General features: G+C 68.2%; 17 protein-coding genes. 8 read left to right on the top strand and 9 right to left on the bottom strand.

All coding sequences use genetic code 11. The annotated features are described in order from the left end of the window. Nucleotides 1-12 precede the first annotated feature (12 nt). Genes ACFZCP_RS01960 through ACFZCP_RS01950 form a run of 3 tightly spaced genes read left to right on the top strand, consistent with a single transcriptional unit; the run spans nt 13 to nt 3,150 of the window. Entirely contained in the window at nt 13-993 is a 981-nt protein-coding gene (locus ACFZCP_RS01960; RefSeq protein WP_362687982.1) for an ABC transporter permease, read from the top strand. Between the two features lie 49 nt (nt 994-1,042). Continuing rightward, nucleotides 1,043-2,080 carry an oligopeptide/dipeptide ABC transporter ATP-binding protein gene (locus tag ACFZCP_RS01955; protein WP_391423191.1) on the top strand — a complete coding sequence of 346 codons (1,038 nt, stop codon included), beginning with the start codon at nt 1,043-1,045 and terminating at the stop codon, nt 2,078-2,080. A gap of 26 nt (nt 2,081-2,106) precedes the next feature. Then, nucleotides 2,107-3,150, top strand: coding sequence for a dipeptide ABC transporter ATP-binding protein (locus tag ACFZCP_RS01950; RefSeq protein ID WP_391423189.1), 1,044 nt, complete (start codon nt 2,107-2,109; stop codon nt 3,148-3,150). A 231-nt stretch (nt 3,151-3,381) separates the two neighbouring features. Here the strand turns inward: ACFZCP_RS01950 and ACFZCP_RS01945 are convergent, their stop codons facing one another. Next, the gene (locus ACFZCP_RS01945) at nt 3,382-3,792 is read right to left on the bottom strand and encodes an ATP-binding protein (protein ID WP_391423186.1); all 411 of its coding nucleotides are present in this window, start codon (nt 3,790-3,792) and stop codon (nt 3,382-3,384) included. Between the two features lie 207 nt (nt 3,793-3,999). Here ACFZCP_RS01945 and ACFZCP_RS01940 point away from each other — a divergent pair, with 207 nt between their 5' ends. The 3 genes from ACFZCP_RS01940 (at nt 4,000) to ACFZCP_RS01930 (ending at nt 5,338) form a co-directional block, all read left to right on the top strand. Beyond that, the gene (locus ACFZCP_RS01940) at nt 4,000-4,851 is read left to right on the top strand and encodes a Scr1 family TA system antitoxin-like transcriptional regulator (RefSeq protein ID WP_391423185.1); all 852 of its coding nucleotides are present in this window, start codon (nt 4,000-4,002) and stop codon (nt 4,849-4,851) included. A gap of 3 nt (nt 4,852-4,854) precedes the next feature. Continuing rightward, a complete protein-coding gene (locus ACFZCP_RS01935) occupies nt 4,855-5,058 on the top strand; it encodes a DUF397 domain-containing protein (protein ID WP_391423184.1) in 204 nt (67 codons plus the stop codon). Between the two features lie 79 nt (nt 5,059-5,137). After that, complete coding sequence (locus tag ACFZCP_RS01930) at nt 5,138-5,338, top strand: DUF397 domain-containing protein (protein WP_391423183.1); 201 nt, start codon at nt 5,138-5,140, stop codon at nt 5,336-5,338. Nucleotides 5,339-5,345: 7 nt separating this feature from the next. On the opposite strand, the gene ACFZCP_RS01925 is transcribed toward ACFZCP_RS01930, so the two are convergent. Together ACFZCP_RS01925 and ACFZCP_RS01920 are read right to left on the bottom strand one after the other, a co-directional pair. Then, entirely contained in the window at nt 5,346-6,314 is a 969-nt protein-coding gene (locus tag ACFZCP_RS01925) for an alpha/beta hydrolase family protein (protein ID WP_391423181.1), read from the bottom strand. A 60-nt stretch (nt 6,315-6,374) separates the two neighbouring features. Next, nucleotides 6,375-7,394, bottom strand: coding sequence for an aldo/keto reductase (locus ACFZCP_RS01920; protein ID WP_391423179.1), 1,020 nt, complete (start codon nt 7,392-7,394; stop codon nt 6,375-6,377). A gap of 156 nt (nt 7,395-7,550) precedes the next feature. Here ACFZCP_RS01920 and ACFZCP_RS01915 point away from each other — a divergent pair, with 156 nt between their 5' ends. Beyond that, nucleotides 7,551-8,216 (top strand): TetR family transcriptional regulator, encoded by a 666-nt coding sequence (locus ACFZCP_RS01915; protein WP_391423177.1) that lies wholly within the window; start codon nt 7,551-7,553, stop codon nt 8,214-8,216. Nucleotides 8,217-8,267: 51 nt separating this feature from the next. After that, nucleotides 8,268-9,005, top strand: a complete 738-nt coding sequence (locus tag ACFZCP_RS01910) for a methyltransferase domain-containing protein (RefSeq protein ID WP_391423175.1) — start codon at nt 8,268-8,270, stop codon at nt 9,003-9,005. A gap of 3 nt (nt 9,006-9,008) precedes the next feature. On the opposite strand, the gene ACFZCP_RS01905 is transcribed toward ACFZCP_RS01910, so the two are convergent. From ACFZCP_RS01905 to typA, 6 genes are all read right to left on the bottom strand, one after another. Next, a complete protein-coding gene (locus ACFZCP_RS01905; protein WP_391423173.1) occupies nt 9,009-10,139 on the bottom strand; it encodes a dipeptide ABC transporter ATP-binding protein in 1,131 nt (376 codons plus the stop codon). A 12-nt stretch (nt 10,140-10,151) separates the two neighbouring features. Beyond that, nucleotides 10,152-11,213 (bottom strand): oligopeptide/dipeptide ABC transporter ATP-binding protein, encoded by a 1,062-nt coding sequence (locus ACFZCP_RS01900; protein WP_391423171.1) that lies wholly within the window; start codon nt 11,211-11,213, stop codon nt 10,152-10,154. 14 nt (nt 11,214-11,227) lie between these two features. Continuing rightward, complete coding sequence (locus ACFZCP_RS01895) at nt 11,228-12,205, bottom strand: ABC transporter permease (protein WP_362688015.1); 978 nt, start codon at nt 12,203-12,205, stop codon at nt 11,228-11,230. A 146-nt stretch (nt 12,206-12,351) separates the two neighbouring features. Then, the gene (locus tag ACFZCP_RS01890) at nt 12,352-14,148 is read right to left on the bottom strand and encodes an ABC transporter substrate-binding protein (RefSeq protein ID WP_391423168.1); all 1,797 of its coding nucleotides are present in this window, start codon (nt 14,146-14,148) and stop codon (nt 12,352-12,354) included. 104 nt (nt 14,149-14,252) lie between these two features. Next, nucleotides 14,253-15,293, bottom strand: coding sequence for an ABC transporter permease subunit (locus tag ACFZCP_RS01885; protein ID WP_391423166.1), 1,041 nt, complete (start codon nt 15,291-15,293; stop codon nt 14,253-14,255). 588 nt (nt 15,294-15,881) lie between these two features. Further along, complete coding sequence (gene typA / locus ACFZCP_RS01880; RefSeq protein WP_391423164.1) at nt 15,882-17,789, bottom strand: translational GTPase TypA; 1,908 nt, start codon at nt 17,787-17,789, stop codon at nt 15,882-15,884. Nucleotides 17,790-17,863: the final 74 nt, after the last annotated feature.

Here is a 17,863-nt window from a genome sequence, read left to right as displayed (position 1 = left end):
AAGTCACGCCCCATGCTCCGCTTCCTTGTCCGCCGAGTTCTCGGCGCGCTGGTCATTCTCCTGATCATCAGCGCCGTCACCTTCTGGCTCTTCTACGCCATCCCGCGTGACCCCGCCATGATGTCCTGCGGCAGGAACTGCACGCCCGACATGCTCAAGCAGGTCCGGCACAACCTGGGCATCGACCACCCGGTCCCGGTCCAGTACTGGTACTGGCTCAAGGGCATCTTCGTCGGGCGCAGCTACGGCGACTTCGGCAACTGCAACGCGCCCTGCCTCGGGTACTCGTTCGCCAACCGTGAGCCCGTCCTCGGCACGATCATGAACCGGCTCCCGCTGACTCTCTCGCTGGCCTTCGGCTCCGCCGTCGTCTTCCTCTTCTTCGGTGTCGGCGCGGGCATGCTCGCGGCGGTCAAGCAGGGCAAGTGGCAGGACAAGCTGGCCAGCTCCGGCTCGCTGATCGCCTCCTCGCTGCAGATCTACTTCGTCGGCTACATCGCGATGTACTTCCTGGTCGCAAAGCTCGGCATCCTCGACAACCCGTCGTACACCCCCATCACCGACGACCCCGTCCAGTGGGCCTCCGGTCTGCTGCTGCCGTGGCTGGTGCTCGCCCTGATCTGGACCGCCAACTACACGCGTATGGCGCGCTCCCAGCTGGTCGAGACGCTCAGCGAGGACTACGTCCGCACCGCACGGGCCAAGGGACTCTCCCGGCGCAAGGTGTTCTTCCGGTTCGCCTGGCGCGGCGCGATGGGTCCGATCGTCACCATCTTCGGCATCGACCTCGCCACGCTCATCGGCGGCGCGATCATCACCGAGTCCGTCTTCAGCCTCCAGGGCGTCGGCCGGCTCGCGCTGAAGTCCGTGGACCAGAGCGACCTGCCCATGGTCCTCGGCGTCACCCTGCTGTCCGCCGGCGCGATCGTGATCTTCAACATCATCGTGGACGCCGTCTACGCCCTCATCGACCCGCGGATCCGGCTCGCCTGACCTCCGCCCCATCCCCGACCCTCGCATCACCCCCCTCAGGAGCGTCCCCGTGACGAGCACCGATCAGCAGCCGTTCCTCTCCATCAAGGACCTAAAGGTCCACTTCTCCACCGAGGACGGAATCGTCAAGGCCGTCGACGGTCTCAGCTTCGACCTGGCCAAGGGGCAGACCCTCGGCATCGTGGGCGAGTCGGGTTCCGGCAAGTCCGTCACCAACCTCACGATCCTGGGCCTGCACGACCGCGCCCACACCGCCATCGAGGGCGAGATCCTGCTGGACGGCAAGGAACTGCTCACCGCCTCCGAGAGGGAGCTGGAGCGGCTGCGCGGCAACAAGATGGCCATGATCTTCCAGGACGCGCTGGCCTCGCTGTCGCCGTACCACACCATCGGCGCGCAGATCAGCGAGACCTACCGCAAGCACACGGGCGCCTCCAAGGCCGAGGCCCGCAAGCGCGCGATCGAGATGCTGCGCCGGGTCGGCATCCCGCAGCCGGACATGCGGGTGGACGACTACCCGCACCAGTTCTCCGGCGGTATGCGCCAGCGCGCCATGATCGCCATGGCGCTGGTCTGCGACCCCGAGCTGCTGATCGCGGACGAGCCGACCACGGCCCTCGACGTGACGGTGCAGGCCCAGATCATGGACCTGCTCAAGGACCTCCAGCAGGAGTTCGGCACCGCCATCATCTTCATCACCCACGACCTCGGCGTCATCGCCGACATCGCGGACGACGTCCTGGTGATGTACGGCGGCCGGTGCGTGGAGCGGGGCACCAAGAAGGAGGTGCTCCGCACCCCGGACCACCCCTACACCCTCGGCCTGCTGAACTCGATGCCGAGCCTGAACGGGCCGGTCGACGTGCCGCTGACCCCGATCCCCGGTTCGCCGCCCTCGCTGCTCAACCCGCCCACCGGCTGCCGTTTCCACCCGCGCTGCACCTTCGCGGAGAAGGTGTCCGACGGGCTGTGCTCCAGCGACCGGCCCGCCCTTGAGGTCATCGAGGGCCGTGGCTCCGCCTGCCACCTCACCCAGGAGCAGAAGCAGGAACTCTTCGCCGACTTCGCCGCAACCCGGCACAACTGACGGACACGAGACGGGACTTCACGACCATGAGCAACACAACCCCCCTCCTGGACGTCTCCGGGCTGACCAAGCACTTCCCGATCAAGGGCGGCTTCCCGATCCGGCGCACCGTCGGCGCGGTGCAGGCCGTGGACGGCCTGGACTTCCAGGTGTCCGAGGGCGAGAGCCTGGGCCTCGTCGGTGAGTCGGGCTGCGGCAAGTCGACCACGGGCCGGCTGATCACCCGCCTGCTGGAGCCGACCGGCGGCAAGATCACCTACCGCGGCCAGGACATCACGCACGCGGGGCGCAGCCAGCTGGCGCCGATCCGCTCCGAGATCCAGATGATCTTCCAGGACCCGTACGCCTCGCTGAACCCGCGGCAGACGGTCGGCAAGATCGTCTCCGGTCCGATGGAGATCAACGGCATCAACCCGCCCGGCGGCCGCGAGAACCGGGTCCGGGAGCTGCTGGAGATCGTCGGCCTCAACCCCGAGCACTTCAACCGCTTCCCGCACGAGTTCTCCGGCGGCCAGCGCCAGCGCATCGGCGTGGCCCGCGCGCTCGCCCTGGAGCCGAAGCTCATCGTCGCCGACGAACCGGTCTCCGCCCTGGACGTCTCCATCCAGGCCCAGGTCGTCAACCTGCTCCAGAAGGTCCAGCGGGAACTCGGCATCGCGTTCGTGTTCATCGCCCACGATCTCGCGATCGTCCGGCACTTCTCGCAGCGCGTTGCGGTCATGTACCTCGGCAAGATCGTCGAGATCGCCGACCGCGAGGACCTGTACGACAACCCGCGTCACCCCTACACCCGGGCGCTGCTCTCCGCCGTGCCCGAGGCCACGGTGGACGAGGAGCCGCGCGAGCGCATCCGCCTGGTCGGCGACGTGCCCTCCCCCATCAACCCGCCCTCCGGCTGCCGCTTCCGCACCCGCTGCTGGAAGGCGACGGAGAAGTGCGCGACGGAGGCCCCGCCGCTGGTCCAGGCGGACGGCAACAAGCCCGGCCACCTGACCGCCTGCCACTACCCCGAGACGACGGAGACCATCCCGGCCCCGCGCCTCTCCAAGGACCCCGAGGCGGCGGCCTGACACACCCCTTTCCGTCAGCCGCCCCCTTGTGGAACGGACTTTCTCGGCCCATTGACCCGAGCCCATGAACGTCCGCTCCAGGGGAGCGAGGGCCCGCACGTCTCCGGATGTGCGGGCCCTTCTCGTGGGCGGCGGCCTCAGGCGTACACCAGCAGTTCGTCACACGTGTTCGTGCCGCCATGGTTCACCGTGAAGTGATTTTCCGGCGAGACCGCATCCGCCCCCGCCGGACTACGCCGCTCCCGTCAATTCGCACCACACGTACTTGCCGCGGTTCCCGAACCGCGCCGACGGCTGCCACCCCCAGTAATCCGCACAGGCCACCACCAGCCCCAATCCCCGCCCGGCCTCCACCAACTCGCCCGCCGACGACAACGGCACCGGAGGCTCCGGCGGCGCCGGATCCGTGTCCCACGCCCCGATCCACACCACCCCCTCCACCGTCCGCCGCACCCTGAGCGCGGCCGGTCCCTTCGTGTGGCGTACGGCGTTGGAGACCAGCTCCGCCGCCAGCAGCTCCGCCGTGTCCAACAACCCGGTCAACCCGTGCAGGGTCAGGATCAGACGCAGAGTCCGGCGACAGACCGTGACCGCTCTCAGGTCGTTGGGGATGTAGAGGGTGTAGTCCCAGGTCTCGGGCATGCGTCATCGACTCCAGTCGGTGGGTGGGAATTTCGCGCGCGGCGGCATTGCCGCAGCCGTCAAGGCACGACGGAGCAGTGCGCTTCCGCTGCGTTCACGTCGCGTCACTGACGGTAGAGCCACAATTTGGGACCGGGCAAGCTGCTGTCGTAATCTGCACCTCGAACGGGGTACTTCTCCGCAGCAGTTGAACACAGGGAGGAATGCATGGCGCGCAGGAAGCAGCCCACCGCACGCCAACAACGTCTAGGTGCTGAACTGCGGAAACTGCGGGAGGTCGCAGGGCTCAAGGGGCTCGAAGCCGCCGCACTGCTCGGGACGGACTCGGCGCAGATCAGCCAGATCGAGTTCGGCACGGCGGGGGTAAGCGAGGAACGCGTGCGACGGCTCACCGCTCACTATGCCTGCACGGACTCCGAGTTGATCGACGCACTGGTGGCGATGGCAACGGACCGTACGCTCGGATGGTGGGAGGAGTACCGGGGACTATTGCCCACCCTGTACCTGGATCTTGCCGAGTTGGAGCATCACGCAACCTACCGGCACGATGTGGAGTTCCTGCACGTCCCGGGCCTTCTTCAGACCGAGGACTACGCGCGCGCCGTCTTCTCGTACCAGGTCCCCGTTCTGCCCGACGAGGAACTGGAGTTGCGCGTCCGCCATCGGATGGATCGGCGGGTTGTCCTCGAAGGCCCCGACCCTGTGCCGTACGAGGCGGTCATCCATGAGGGAGCGCTGCGCATCCGGGTCGGTGACCGCGCTGCTGCACGGGCTCAGCTCGTCCAAGTTCTGGAGCTCTCCGACGCCGATCACGTCAGCGTGCGCGTGATTCCCTTCGACCTCGACGGCTTCGCAGGGGCTTGGAGCGCCATGATGTATGCGGGCGGGAGCGTACCCAAGCTCGACACAGCTGTCCGCGACTCACCACACGGCACCGCCTTCATCGATTCCGAAGCTCAGCTCAGCGCGTTTCGAACGCTCTTCCGTAAAGTAGAGGCTGTGGCGCTCGAACCGGCGCGTTCGCGCGATTTCATCCACAGGCTGGCGAAGGAGTTGTGAAGCATGCTGACCCCCGACACCTGGCAGAAGTCGTCCTACTCCGGCGGAGGAGAAGGCAACAACTGCGTCGAGATCGCCGACAGCCGCACCCACATATCCATCCGCGACTCAAAGACCCCGTCCGCCGGCATCCTCGCCTTCCCGCCCGAGGCCTTCGCTCCCTTCATCGAAGCTCTCAAGCACCCAGAAGCCGAACCTCGTCCATGAGGTGAGCCGGGCGGTGGCCGTTGGCGCTCGCCCCGGCACAGGGGGACTTCATCCACCGGCTGTCGAAGGAGCTGTGAGCATGCTGACCCCCGACACCTGGCGGAAGTCGTCCTTCTCCGGTGGCGGCCAGGGCGACGCCTGCGTCGAAGTCGCACACCTGGACACCCACATATCCATCCGCGACTCCAAAGCCCCGGCCAGGGCAACCCTCACCTTCCCGGCCGAGGTCTTCACCCCCTTCGTCGAAGGCCTGAAAGAGGCTTATTCCGAGCGGAGTTGAGAGTCGGCTACTTGGACTCGACCCGTCCGAGTGGACGGGGGCCGGTCGTCAGCGCGTCGCGCGCCACCTGCCAGGCGGAGTCCCCGGGGTAGAGCTGGGTGCGGAGGTAGGCCCAGGTGAGCCGCTGGACCGCAGACACCCGCTCGGGGTCCTCGTCCGTGGTCTCGGCGACGTCGTAGCCGGAGACCCCGCCGAGTCCGTGCTCCGCGTCGAACAGGGTGAGCAGGGATTTGGGGCCCGGGGCGAGGACGTACGGATCGGCGTGCCAGTCCGGACCGCGGACCGTCAGGTGGGCGGAGGCGTCCTTGTCGCCGGCGACCACGAGCGCGGGCGTCGTCATCTCCGAGAAGTCCGTGGTCAGGAAGAAGGAGAGATTCTCGGCCACGGACTCGGTGAGGGCATCGCCGCCCCTGCCGGGCGCGGCCAGCAGGACACCCGCCTTGATCCGGGGATCGGCCAGGTTCACTTCCGTTCCGTCGTCCGGATCGGTGAGCCGGGCGCCCAGCAGCAGGCTCGCGGTGTGGCCGCCCATCGAGTGCCCGGCCACGGCGACCGTGCTCCGGTCCAGGCGCCCGAGGAGCTGCGGGACGGCGGCCTCGATCGCGTCGAGGTGGTCAAGGATGCGCGTCATGTCCTCGGCCCGTGATCGCCAGTACAGGGGCGCCCCGGGAGTATCGGGATCCAGGGTCAGCGTCCTTGAGCTCAGATGGGTGGGCTGGATCACGACGAAACCGTGCGCCGCCCAGAAGTCGGCGAGGGGGGCGTAGCCGTTCAGCGAGGAGAGGTGGTTCGAGTAGCCCTGGCCGTGCGAGAGGAGGATGACCGGCAGGTCGCTCCCGGTCACGGGCGCGGAGACGCGCACCTGAAGGTCCACGGCCCGGCCGGGAGCCGGCAGCACCACCGGACTGACGGAGAGGACGGGAGTGGGCGGGCCGAAGGTGTCGAAGGTGTCGAGGGTGTCAGCCGATGCATTCACGGTGTTTCTGTCCCTTCAAAGGCTTGGTTCACGGAGAGCCGGATCGGTCCTGCCGGTCGGTCAGCGGCGGCGCAGCGACGAATCGAGCAGCGCGGGCGGGGTGTCCGACTTCTCGTGCGCGGCGAGGTCGGTACCGGGGGCGACGATCGTGTCGACCGCGTCGAGCACGTCGGCCGGGAGCACGGTGTCGGCGGCGGCGAGCTGCGCGCGCAGGTGGTCCGGGGTGCGGGGGCCGATGAGCGCGCTGGTCACGGCGGGATGCGCGGTCACGAATCCGAGGGCCAGCTGGATCATCGTCAGGCCGGCCTCGGCGGCGACCGTGACCAGCCGTTCGACGGCGTCGAGCCTGGCCCGGTTGGCGGGGACGGTGAGGTCGAAGCGCTGGGGCATGAACGTCGAGCGGTGGGTGGTGATCTCCCGGTCCCTGCGGACCGCGCCCGACAGCCAGCCCGAGGCCAGCGGGCTCCACACCAGCACGCCGAGCCCGTATTCCTGGCAGACGGGCAGCACGTCGGCCTCGATCCCGCGCTGGAGGACGGAGTAGCTGGGCTGCTCGGTGACGTACCGGCCCAGGTGGTGCTCGCGGGCGGCCCACTGGGCCTGGACGATGCGGTGGGCGGGGAACGTCGAGGAGCCGAAGTAGCGGATCTTTCCCGCGCGCTGAAGGTCGGTCAGGGCGGACAGGGTCTCCTCGTCGCTGGTGGCCGGGTCCCACCGGTGGATCTGGTACAGGTCGACGTGGTCGACGCCGAGGCGGCGCAGGCTGTCCTCCAGGGCGGTGACCAGCCAGCGGCGCGAGCCGCCGCGGTGGTTGTGCCCGTCGCCCATCGGCAGGGCCGCCTTCGTGGCCAGCACGATGTCGTCGCGACGGCCGGCGATGGCCTTGCCGACCATCTCCTCCGACTCGCCGGCGCTGTACACGTCGGCGGTGTCGATGAGGTTGATCCCGGCTTCGAGGGCCGCGTCGACGAGGGCGGTGGCCTCGTCCTGGCCGGTGCGCCCGATCCGGCCGAAGTTCATCGCGCCGAGTGCGAGGGAGCTGACCTGTACCCCGGTACGGCCCAGGGTGCGGTACTGCATGAGCGTGTTCCTCCCGTGCGGGTGCGGCATGGGACCGGGCACGGCTTGGTACCGGGTCGCCGCTCTGGCATCATGAGTAAGCGGAACCGTGTTCCGTTAACGACGATACGGAACGCCGTTCCGTTTTGGCAACCCGACTGGGAAGGGAGCTGCGCGGTGAGCGACGCGGACAAGGACACGGAGCCCCCGGCCCGGTCCAAGCGGGCGGACGCCCGGCGCAACAAGGAGAACCTGCTGGATGCGGCCGCCGCGCTCTTCGTCACGTCGGGCGTGGACGCGCCGGTGCGTGACATCGCGGCGCGGGCGGGGGTCGGAGTGGGCACGATCTACCGCCACTTCCCCACTCGGGCGGACCTCATCATCGCCGTCTACCGCCACCAGGTCGACGCCTGCGCCGAGGCCGGGCCGGCCCTGCTGGCGAGCAGCGCGAGCCCCTACGCGGCGCTGGAGCGGTGGATCAACCAGTTCGTCGACTTCCTGGTCACCAAGCACGGACTCGCCGCCGTGCTGCAGTCCGACGACGCGGGCTTCGACGCGCTGCACGCCTACTTCCTCGACCGTCTCGTGCCCGTGTGCACCCAGCTGCTCCAGGCCGCGGCCGCGGCCGGCGAGATCCGCCCCGGACTGCAGGCCTACGAACTCATGCGGGGCGTCGGCAACCTCTGCGTCGGAGCGGAGAGCGACTCCCGGTACGACGCCCGTCGGCTGGTCGCGTTCCTCGTCGCGGGCCTCGGCATGCCAGAGGGCCGAAGCGCGGCCGAGGCTCCCGACCCCCGGAAAGCCGAAGGTCCCAACGCCGGGGAAGATGAATCTCGTTCATGAAGTGCGCCCGTTCCTGACGCACCGTTCAGCATCGTGTGTCAAACTGCCGCGGTGGTAGATCATTCGTTCGCCGATCTCTCGCTCGCCTCGCTCTACGACAGCCTCAATCCCTGGGGTCCGGGTGATGACTTCTACCTGGAGCTGGTGAGATCCGCCGGCTCCGTGCTGGACGTCGGCTGCGGTACCGGACGGCTGCTGCGGCAGGCACGGGCCGAGGGGCACCGGGGGCGGCTGATGGGCCTCGATCCGGCGGCCGCCATGCTCGTCCAGGCGCGGCGGGCCGAACCGCGCGTCGAGTGGGTGCTCGGCGATCTGCGTTCGCGGCGGTGGAGGGCGGAGTTCGACCTGGTCGTCATGACCGGGCACGCCTTCCAAGTACTGCTCACGGACGAGGAGTTGCGCGTCTGCCTGGGCGCCGTGCGGGACGCGCTGGCGCCCGGCGGGCGCTTCGTCTTCGAGACGCGGAATCCGGCCGCCCGGCCCTGGGAGCGCTGGACCCCGGACCGGGTGCACGAGGTGACGGACGAGCACGGCGCCGCCGTACGCGTCTGGCACGAGGTCCAGGACGGACCCGTCGGGGACCGGGTGACCTTCACCGAGACCTTCCAGGGCGAGGGCTGGGACCGGCCCCGGGTCAGCACGGCGACCCTGCGCTTCCTGGACGCCGGGGCCGTCTCCCGCTTTCTCGCCGAGGCCGGCCTGACGGTCGACGAGCAGTACGGGGACTGGGGGCGGGGGCCGCTCACCCCCGCCGGTCCGGAGATCGTCACCGTCGCCCGGCGGGCCTGAGGCCTACTCCCCCGCGGACTTCGAGGAATCCTCCAGCGCCGCCAGCGCCGGGTCCAGCACGATGTCCTCGTCCCGGGCCGCGGTCGTCGGCTCCTCCGGGAAGTGGCACGCCGTCAGGTGACCGGAGCGGTTGCCGGAGATCTGCACCAGCGGCGGCTCCTCGCTCGCGCACTTCTCCTGCGCCTTCCAGCAGCGGGTGCGGAACCGGCAGCCGGAGGGCGGGTTGATCGGGGACGGGACGTCGCCGGCCAGGCGGATGCGCTCGTGCTCGGGCGCCTCGTCCTCCGTGAGGTTCACCTCGGGGACCGCGGAGAGCAGGGCGTGGGTGTAGGGGTGGCGCGGGCGCTCGTAGATGGACTCGCGGTCGCCCACCTCGATGATCTTGCCGAGGTACATGACCGCGACACGCTGCGAGAAGTGCCGCACGACGGCCAGGTCGTGGGCGATGAACAGGAACGCGATGCCGAGCTCCTTCTGCACCTGCTGGAGCAGGTTGACGACCTGGGCCTGGATGGAGACGTCGAGGGCCGAGACCGGTTCGTCGGCGACGATGAGCTTCGGCTCCAGGGCGAGCGCGCGGGCCACGCCGATGCGCTGGCGCTGGCCGCCGGAGAACTCGTGCGGGAAGCGGTTGAAGTGCTCGGGGTTGAGGCCGACGATCTCCAGCAGCTCCCGGACCCGGTTCTCGCGGCCGCCGGGCGGGTCGATGTCGTTGATCTCCATCGGACCGGAGATGATCTTGCCGACCGTCTGCCGCGGGTTCAGCGACGAGTACGGGTCCTGGAAGATCATCTGGATCTCCGAGCGGATCGGCGCCAGCTGTCTGCGGGTGGCATGGCTGATGTCCCGGCCGCGGTACGAGACCGAACCCGCCGTCGGCTCCAGCAGGCGGGTGATCAGCCGGCCCGTGGTCGACTTGCCGCAGCCCGACTCGCCGACCAGGCCGAAGCTCTCGCCGACGTGCACGGTCAGGTCGATCCCGTCGACGGCCTGGACATGGCCGACCGTACGGCGGATCGGGAAGCCGCCCTTGACCGGGAAGTGTTTGGTCAGCGCCGAGACTTCCAGCAGCGGCTCGGCAGCCGTGTCGCCGGCGGCCTCGCGGCCGGCCGGGAGGACGAGGTCCTCTTTCATACGGGTGTCCTCCTAGCCCAGACGGGGCCTGATCTCGTCGACGAAGATGGTCCGTTTCTGTTCCGCCGTCAGATGACACGCGGAGGAGCGGTCCGGTGCCAGCAGCGGACGCTCGGTGGCACAGCGGTTGCCGCCGACCCGCTCCTGGAAGGTGCACCGGGGGTGGAAGCGGCAGCCGGGCGGCGGGGTGAGCAGGCTCGGCGGGGCACCGGGAATGGGCGAGAGCGGGGTGGCGAGGTCCGAGTCCAGCCGGGGCATCGAGTTCAGCAGGCCCCAGGTGTACGGGTGCTGCGGGGACCTGAGGACCTCGTCGACCGTGCCGCGCTCCACCGCGCGCCCCGCGTACATCACCATGATGTCGTCGGCCATGTCGGCGATGACACCGAGGTCGTGGGTGATGAAGACGATCGCCGAGCCGAACTCCTGCTGGAGGTCCTTGAGCAGGTCGAGGATCTGCGCCTGCACGGTCACGTCCAGCGCCGTGGTCGGCTCGTCGGCGATCAGGAGGTCCGGGTTGCAGATCAGCGCCATGGCGATCATCGCGCGCTGGCGCATACCGCCGGAGTACTGGTGCGGATAGTCCCGGGCCCGCTCCGCGGGGTTGGGGATGCCGACCTTGGCGAGCATCTCCACGGCGCGTTCCCAGGCCGCCTTCTTGGAGACGCCGCGGTGCTTCATGAACGGCTCGGCGATCTGCCGGCCGACCGTGTAGAAGGGCGACAGCGCGGTCAGCGGGTCCTGGAAGATCATCGCCACCCGGTTGCCGCGGAGCTTCTCCATCTCCTTCTCGGTGGCGGTGATCAGTTCCTTGCCGTCGAACAGGATCTCGCCGTCGATCGTGGTGAACAGGGGGTCGTGCAGCCCCAGGATCGTCAGGTTGGTGACCGACTTCCCGGAACCCGATTCACCGACGATGCCGAGGGTCCTGCCGCGGTGCAGGTCGAAGGAGAGCCGGTCGACGGCCTTGACCGGGCCGTCCTCCGTGGAGAACGTCACCTGCAGGTCGCGTACCGACAGGAAGCCGTCCGGCCCCGCCGGGGCCGGTTCGCCCGCGGCCTTGGTCATGGTGGTCACAATGCTCGTTCTTCCTAGGAGAGCCGGATGCGCGGGTCGATCCACGCGTAGGTGATGTCGGTCAGGATGTTCAGGATCAGGATGAAGAAGGCGCCGAAGAGCATGACGCCCATCGTCAGCGGCAGGTCCTTGTTGACCGCGCCGTCCACCGCGAGCCGGCCGATCCCCTGCAGGGAGAAGGTCAGTTCGGTGACGACGGCACCGCCGAGCAGCGCGCTGAGGTCGATGCCGAGCACGGTGACGATCGGGATGAGCGAGCCGCGCCAGGCGTAGCGGAAGAAGACGTACTTGCGTGACATGCCCTTGGCGCGGGCGGTGCGCACATGGTCCTCGGCCAGCTGCTCGATCATCGAGGAGCGGGCCATACGGGTGTACTGCGCGGTGAAGATGGTCGCCATCACGCACACCGGGATCGACATGCCGACGAACCAGCCGACCGGGTCCTGGGTGACGGGGACGTACTTCGGGTCCTCCATCCAGCCCGTGCTGTAGACGAGGATGGTCAGCACGATGGGCCCGAGGAAGTAGATCTGGAACGAACTGAGCACCATCGACGCGCCCGTGGCGACCTTGTCCACGACGGTCCCCCGCCGGTAGGCGGCGATCATGCCCGCGCCGATGCCGAGGATCAGGAAGACGATCGCCCCTCCGACGGTCAGCGTGAGGGTCAGCGGGAACCGGTCCATGATGGTGCTCCAGACCATGTCCCCCGAGTAGAACGACACGCCCAGACACGGAGCCGAGCAGTGACCGGTCGGGAAGTCACGGCCCGTCACGATGCCGGACATGAAGTCCCAGAACTGCTGGGCCAGCGGCAGGTTGAGGCCCAGGGCGTCCCGGATGTCCGCCAGTCGCTGGGGCGTACAGTCCTTGCCGCAGGCCAGGGACGCGTAGTCGGACGGTGCGGCCACGAACAGGAAGAACGTCGCCGCCCCGATGAGGAAGAGCGTGACGAAGGCGCCGACCGTGCGCCGGATGATGAACTGAAGCATGGCGGGCTGGCTGCTCTCTGGTCGGACGGTGGGGAGGGTGCGCCGGACGCGGGGCCCGGGCGCGGAGCCCGGACACGAGGCCCGGTGACAGGGCCCGGGCGCGGGGGCACGCTCGCCTGGTGCGTGCCCCCGCGGTCAGATGCGGCTCACGACTTCAGGTACAGCCGGGTGATGTCGATGAGGCTGGACACCGAGCCGTAGCGGGCACCGCCCACGTTGGAACCGGAGATCTGGAACTGCTTCGTGTACCACAGCGGGGCCGACGGGACGACGTTCTCCAGCAGGTAGTGCTCCGCTTCCTTCCACGTCTTGGCGGCCTCGGCCGGCTTCTCGGTCAGCGCCTTCTTGATGAGGGCGTCGACCTTCGGGTCCTTGACGTGCGAGTAGTTCGAGGAGCCGTCGAAGACCTGCGAGCCGTCGTAGATCGGCGTGACGACCGTGGCCGGGGACGGCCAGTCCTGGCCCCAGCCGCTGATGTAGATGTCGTAGGGGTTCTTGAGCTTGCCGATCTGCTCGTAGTAGCTGGCGGCGTCGATCTCCTTGGAGACGATGGTGAAGCCGACCTTGGTGAGCGCGTCCTCGATGGCGACCTTGCGCTTCTGGCCGTTCTCGCTGTTGCCGTAGGCGAAGACGAGCTTCTTCTCCGACGCCGGGACGTCCTTGAGGAGTTCCTTGGCCTTGGCGATGTTGCCCTGCGGGGTCTTCAGCCGGCCGTAGGGGTCGTAGGCCGGCTCGTAGCCGGGCAGCGTCGGGGCGAAGTAGTTCGGGGCGACGTCACCGCCGTAGACACCGCCCTCGCCGGCGATGAGGGACTTGGAGTTGACCGCGTAGGCGACGGCCTTGCGGACCTTGATGTCCTTGACCCGGTCGAGGTTGAAGGTCAGCTGCATGACGTAGGGCTGGTAGCCCTTGACCGTGCGCTTGCTGGCCTCGGGGTTGTTGATGACGTCCTGGATCTGGGTGGCCTCGACGCCGTTGGTGAGCTGGATGGCGTTCTTGTTGTCGCCCTCGTCGGCGATCAGCCGCTTGGTCTGGGTCGACTCGGTGACGCCGAACTGGATGTTGAACCCGTCCGCGTACTGGTGGCGCACGGAGTCGGTCTTCGGGTCCCAGTTGGTGTTCTTGACCAGCTTCAGCAGCTTGCCGGCCTTGTTCTCGGCGATCTTGTACGGACCGGTGGCGTCCGGCTTCTTCTCGTACTTCTCCTTGGTGTCGGCCTTCGCCGGGACGATGGCGTAACCGGCCATGGCGAGCGTCTGCGGCAGGTCCTGACGCGGTGTGTCGAAGTGGAAGACGATCGTCTTGTCGTCCGGGGTGTCCAGCACCTTGGCCGGCAGGTGCTTGCCGTCGAAGCCGCCGCCGGGCAGCGCCTTGCGGTAGTCGGCGCCGCTCAGCCAGGTCTGCAGGTAGGTGGGGCCGTCGAAGATGAACTTCGCGTACAGGCGCTCGATGCTGTGGCGGACGTCGGCCGAGGTGATGGCGTTGCCGTTCTCGTCCTTGATGCCGTCCTTCAGGGTGAAGGTCCAGGTCTTGCCGCCGTCGGAGGACTTGCCGGAGTCGGTGGCGAGGTCGCCGGCGACCGAGACGTTGCCCTTGTCGTCCTCCTGGAACTGGGTCAGACGGCGAAAGAGCAGGTTGGCGACCTGGCCGGCGTCGGAGACATAGATCTGGCCCGGGTCCAGGTGGGAGAGGCCGGCCTCCTGGTAGACCGTGATGGTGCCGCCGCTCCGGGCGCCGGGGACGTCCTTGGCGGGTCCGGTCGAACCGGCGGCGTCGACGTAGGTGACCGCCTTCGACTGGACCGCGGCCTGGTTCTGGTCCTTCTTGGAGTCCGTGCCGGACTTCCCGCCCGTGTTCTTCGAGCAGGCCGCCGTCAGGACCAGGGAGCCGGCCGCGAGGGCTATGACGACGGCGCGCGCTCTGCGTGAGCTGTGAGACAACATGTGGCGAATCCACCTACCTGTCGCTGTTGTTATCCGTGAGTTCTGCCGGGCGCCGGCCCGACGGGCCGACCGGGGGCGGCAGCCACCCCCACCCAACGGACGGCCTATCGCCCGGACTTGGGGTCGAACGCGTCCCGTACGGAGTCACCGAGGAGGTTGAAGCACAGGACGAAGATCACCAGTGCCACTCCGGGGAAGAACATGAACGCCGGGTCCTGCTCGGCGTACCGGGCGCCGGCGGCGAAGAGGCGGCCCCAGTCCGGGGTCGGCTCGACGAAGCCGACGCCCGCGAAGGAGAGGAAGGCGATGCTGAGGATCGTGCTGGGCAGCGTGTAGGTGAACTGCACCAGGATCGGGGTCACGACGTTCGGCAGGATCTCCTTGCGCACGATCCGCCAGGGCGAGGCGCCCGAGACCTTGGCCGCCTCGACGAACTCCCTTTCCCGCAGGGACAGTACCGTCGACCTGACGAGGCGGGCCATGCCCATCCAGCCCAGCAGCCACAGCACGATCAGCATGGCCAGGGCGCGGAAGTACGTCGGGGTCGCCTCGCGCGGGTTCACGAAGAACGAGGTCACCACGGGCATGAAGGCGATGAAGAACAGCTGTTGCGGAAAGGAGAGGAAGAAGTCGGTGGCACGGCCGATCCAGTAGTCCGTGCGGCCGCCGAAGTAGCCGCCGATCAGGCCGACCACGACCCCCGTGACCATGACCAGGACGGTGATGCCGAGTGCCATGTACAGCGAGGTCCGCATGCCGTACAGCAGCATGGCGTACAGGTCGCGGCCGTACTGCGGCTCGACGCCGAACCAGTGGTCGCCCGAGACTCCGCCCAAGTAGCCGAGCGGCAGGCCGAATTGGTCCAGGACGGGCTTGTCGGCGTAGGTGGGATCCTGCCCGTACAGCGTGTACGGATTCGTACCCGGCAGCTTGACCAGCAGCGGTGCGAGCAGGGCGACGACGAAGTAGCCGATGACCACGACGGCGCAGATGACGCCGGTACGGTCACGTTTGAAGCGGATCCACATCAGCTGGCCGGGGGACCGGCCCTGGAGCCTCCTGGCCTCGGGTTGCGTCTCCGGCCCTGGTTCGCCGTCGACGACGACCGAAGTCCCGCCGCCCTCGATGTCGATAGGACTTGTCACGGTTCGTCCGTTTCACAGATATGGGTGTGAGAGGTGTCCGGGTACTCCGAGGACGCGCGTGGCCGCAGCCGGACGCGCGTAGTCCTAAAGCCGAATCACACCGCTGGAAGTGACGAACTGACCCATCTGGCGCTTGTGACACCGCGCATGGGGGTTCCTCCTCATGACTTCACGCGTTCACCGACAGGAGAGGGCTTCCGTCTTCCCTCCGACACCCCTGACGGAGGGTCAGACACCCCCTGGTGCTCGTGAGTCGGCGCTGTCCCCACAGCGCGAGACCCATTGACCCGAGCGCTACGCGGCTAACTATCTGCCATGAGCCAGGTGGCGACCACCGTCTTTAAATCTCAATTCAGTCACAGCTGGAGCGAACAACTTCCAAAAACTGGACAAACTGTTCGCCGGGAGAAGGCCGCGAAACGGACGTGTTACATGGGTATCGGTCCGGGATCTCCGCATTACGGACACATCCCGCCGAAAAATGGGTTGCACAAAGCCCGGGTGCCCCCCAGCAGGGGGCACCCGGGCTCAAGTGAAGTGCTATAGGGCCTCGTCCGGCCGTGTTATGGGGCCGGACCCGGCCCTCGATCAGCCGTGCTTGGCGCGGCTCGCGGCGCGGGCGCGCTCACGGGCGTCCAGGTTCACCTTGCGGATGCGAACCGCCTCCGGGGTCACCTCGACGCACTCGTCGTCGCGGCAGAACTCCAGCGACTGCTCCAGCGAGAGCTTGCGCGGCGGCACGATCGCCTCGAACGAGTCGGCCGAGGACGACCGCATGTTCGTGAGCTTCTTCTCCTTGGTGATGTTGACGTCCATGTCGTCGGAGCGCGAGTTCTCGCCGACGATCATGCCCTCGTACACCTCGGTGCCCGGCTCGGTGAAGAGCACACCGCGCTCCTGGAGGTTCGTCATCGCGAAGGCGGTGACGGCACCGGAGCGGTCGGCGACCAGCGAGCCGTTGTTACGCGTCTGCAGGGGGCCGAACCAGGGCTCGAAGCCCTCGTGGATCGAGTGGCCGATGCCGGTGCCGCGGGTCTGGGTCAGGAACTCGGTCCGGAAGCCGATCAGACCGCGGGACGGCACGACGAACTCCATGCGGACCCAGCCGGAGCCGTGGTTCGACATGTTGTCCATCCGGCCCTTGCGGACACCCATGAGCTGCGTGACCGCGCCCATGTGCTCCTCGGGCACGTCGACCGTCATGCGCTCGACGGGCTCGTACGTCTTGCCGTCGACGACCTTGGTGACCACCTGGGGCTTGCCGATGGTCAGCTCGAAGCCCTCGCGGCGCATCTGCTCGACCAGGATGGCCAGCGCCAGCTCACCGCGGCCCTGCACCTCCCAGGCGTCGGGGCGCTCGGTGTCCATGACCCGGAGGCTGACGTTACCGATCAGCTCGCGGTCGAGGCGGTCCTTGACCTGGCGGGCGGTGACCTTGCGGTCCTTGACGGCCGCCTTGTTGTCGGCGCCCTTGCCGGTGCCGCCACGGCCGACCAGCGGCGAGGTGTTGGTGCCGATGGTCATGGAGATCGCGGGCTCGTCGACCGTGATCAGCGGCAGCGCGACCGGGTTCTCGGTGTCGGCGAGGGTCTCGCCGATCATGATGTCCGCGATACCGGCGACGGCGCAGATGTCACCCGGGCCGGCCTTCTCGGCGGGCTTGCGGGTCAGCGCCTCGGTCATCATCAGCTCGGAGATGCGCACGTTGCTGATGGACCCGTCGCGCTTGATCCAGGCCACCGTCTGGCCCTTGCGCAGCTCGCCCTGCTCGACACGGAGCAGCGCGATACGGCCGAGGAAGTTGTCGGCGTCGAGGTTGGTGACGTGCGCCTGGAGCGGGGCCTCCTCGTCGTAGGTCGGGGCCGGGATGTGCTCCAGGATCGTGGAGAAGAACGGCTCCAGGCTGGTGGAGTCGGCCGGGACCGTGCCGTTGTCCGGCTTGGTCAGCGAGGCGATGCCGTCACGGCCGCAGGCGTAGACGATCGGGAACTCGATCTGCTCCTCGTCCGCGTCCAGGTCCAGGAAGAGGTCGTAGGTCTCGTTGACGACCTCGTCGATCCGGGAGTCCGGGCGGTCCGTCTTGTTGATGCACAGGATGACGGGCAGGCGCTGCTGGAGGGCCTTGCGCAGCACGAAGCGGGTCTGCGGCAGCGGGCCCTCGGAGGCGTCGACGAGGAGCACCACACCGTCCACCATCGACAGACCACGCTCGACCTCGCCGCCGAAGTCGGCGTGGCCGGGGGTGTCGATGATGTTGATGGTGATCGGGTCCCCGCCGTCCTTCGGGTGGTACTTGACCGCCGTGTTCTTGGCGAGGATCGTGATGCCCTTCTCACGCTCCAGGTCGTTCGAGTCCATCATGCGGTCGTCGACGCCTTCGAGCTGGTGGGCGGCAAAGGCACCGGCCTGCTTCAGCATGCCGTCGACGATGGTGGTCTTGCCGTGGTCGACGTGGGCGACGATGGCGACGTTGCGGATGTCGTGGCGCGTGGCCATAGTGCGGCGAACTCCCAGAGTGGTGAGAAGGCCCTGGTGCGTACGTCCGTGTGACGCGGGCCTGCCGGGCTTGA

The sequence above is a fragment of the Streptomyces sp. NPDC007971 genome (assembly GCF_042958635.1).
Taxonomy (GTDB): Bacteria; Actinomycetota; Actinomycetes; order Streptomycetales; family Streptomycetaceae; genus Streptomyces.
The sequence above is the reverse complement of the archived record's forward strand: the minus strand, read 5'-3'. Positions and strand labels throughout refer to the sequence as shown.